Annotated in this window: 2 protein-coding genes; both read left to right on the top strand. The window is 67.3% G+C overall.

All coding sequences use genetic code 11. The features are described 5' to 3' along the window. The first annotated feature begins 133 nt into the window (after positions 1–133). Positions 134–1,945 (top strand): pectate lyase, encoded by a 1,812-nt coding sequence (locus AC1DOC_RS30410; RefSeq protein WP_478079658.1) that lies wholly within the window; start codon positions 134–136, stop codon positions 1,943–1,945. 23 nt (positions 1,946–1,968) lie between these two features. Further along, the coding region (locus AC1DOC_RS30405; protein ID WP_478131198.1) for a macro domain-containing protein at positions 1,969–2,199 on the top strand (231 nt) is incomplete at its 3' end.

The following is a 2,199-nucleotide window of genomic DNA, read 5'->3' as shown; positions in this document are numbered from 1 at the left end:
TCTTGCATCTTTAGTTGTCATACAACTGGATTCGAAAACCATCGAAAATGGCAGAATTCCAGCGACTCATCGGACATCGTATGAGTTGAAAAGTGCCAAAGCGGCTCAACCGCTGCCTAACTGGAGACAAAAGATGAAACGCAGGAACTTCGTCATTTCGACACTTTCCCCCTTGGCGCTGAGCGCGTGCGGCGGCGGGGGAGACGGCCCCGGCTTTCCGCCGTTCCCGGTGCCGCCGCCGGCACCTGCGCCCGAACCTCCGCCGAGCACCGAGGCGCTGGCGCGCAAGGCGATGCGGCGCGCGGCGGGCTTCATGGACGAGACGGTGTCCTATCGCGGCGGCTACGTCTGGGCCTACCTGCCCGACTTCTCCACCATCTGGGGCGAAATGGAGGCGCGCCGCACCATGTGCTGGATCCAGCCGCCCGGCACGCCGACCGCCGGCCATTGCATGCTCGATGCCTACCATGCCACGGGCGACGAACTCTTCTACAGCGCCGCCGAGCGCACCGCGCTCGCGCTGGTCGAGGCGCAGCATCCGGCAGGCGGCTGGAACTACATCCACGACTTTGCCGGCGAAGCCTCGCTGCGCGAGTGGTACGCCACCGTGGGCGCCAACGGCTGGCGGCTCGAGGAGTTCCAGCACTACTACGGCAACGCCTCCTTCGACGATGCGGGCACGGCGGTGTCGTCGCAGTTCCTCTTGCGCATGTACCTGGAAAAGCGCGATGCGCGCTTCCTGGCGGCGCTGCAGAAGGCCATCGGCTTCGTCACGCAGGCGCAGTTCAGCTCCGGCGTGGCCGACGGCGGCTGGCCGCAGCGCTATCCGCCCTCGCCCGATGCGATCTCGTCGATGCCGCTGCCCAACCCGCAGCAGCTGCCTTCGGGCGCGACCGCGGGCATGGAAGACGGCGACTACACGCGCCACGTCACCTTCAACGACGACGTGGCGGGCGAGAACATCAAGTTCCTGCTGATGTGCGTGGTGGCGCTGGGCGACCAGAGCCTGGTGCCGTACATCACCCGCGCAATGGACTGCCTGCGCCGCATGCAGCAGCCCGGGCCGCAGGCCGGCTGGGGCCTGCAGCACCTGGCCACGGACCAGAACGGCCGCCTGGCCGGGGCGCCCGCCGGCGCGCGCAGCTACGAGCCGCGGTCGCTGGCCACGCACACGACGCAGACCAACGTGCAGCAGCTGTTCAACTATTTCCGCCTGACGGGCGACCGCGGCTACCTGGCGCGCGTGCCCGAGGCGCTCGACTGGCTGGACAGCTGCAAGCTCACCGACACCATGATTGCGGAGAATCCGCTGCTCAAGGGCCGCACGCATCCCACTTTCGTGGAGCTCGGCACCAACCAGCCGCGCTTCGTGCACCGCTACGGTTCGAACATCCACAACGGCGCCTACTACGTCGACCACGACCACCGCGCAACGCCCAGCCACTACTCGGCCGGCCGCGCCATCGACATCGCGGGCATGCGCCAGACCTACGCCCAGCTCAACGGCATGAGCGACGCCGCGATCCAGCAGATGGTGGCGGCTTCTCCGCTGCGCCACGGCGAGCAGCGGCCGCTGCCCAAGTACTTTTCGCTGCGCGAGGTGGACTTTGCCGACCTGTTCGCCGACCGCGTGATGACAACCCCCGTGGTGAGCGCCGCCGATGCCGCGGCGGTGATGGACAAGCTCGACCCCAAGGGCTACTGGCTCGCACCGCTGTCGGCCGTGACCAACCCCTACAAGGGCGATGGGCCTTCCACGCCGTACACGGGCGATGCCTACCGCAGCAAGCATGTGGGCGACGTGTTCGACACCTCGCCCTACGATCCGGCGGACCCGCCGCTGATCGAGCCCTATGTCAAGAAGGAGCAGCCGCAGGGGATCACGGTCGCGAGCTTCGTCGCCAACATGGGCAAGCTGATTGCATTCACTGCGCCGGTCGTCTAGTCTGCTCTGAAAGGGGCGAGATCATGCAGAAAGCGCTTCGTGCCATCCGCGGCGACCTCACCACGCTGCAGGTCGATGCCATCGTCAATGCGGCCAATTCCTCGCTGCTCGGCGGAGGCGGCGTCGATGGCGCCATCCACCGCGCCGCGGGGCCCGAGCTCCTGCATGAATGCCGCCTGCTGTCGGGCTGCAAGACCGGCGACGCCAAGCTGACCCGGGGCTACCGGCTGCCGGCCCGCTTCGTCATCCACACC

This window comes from Variovorax sp. 01T439_2, assembly GCF_056398445.1.
This window is presented reverse-complemented; position numbering and strand designations above follow the sequence as displayed.

Bases quoted from the DNA above. Each gene is read 5' to 3' on its own strand.
- AC1DOC_RS30410 (WP_478079658.1), top strand. From the start codon at position 134: ATGAAACGCAGGAACTTCGTCATTTCGACACTTTCCCCCTTGGCGCTG.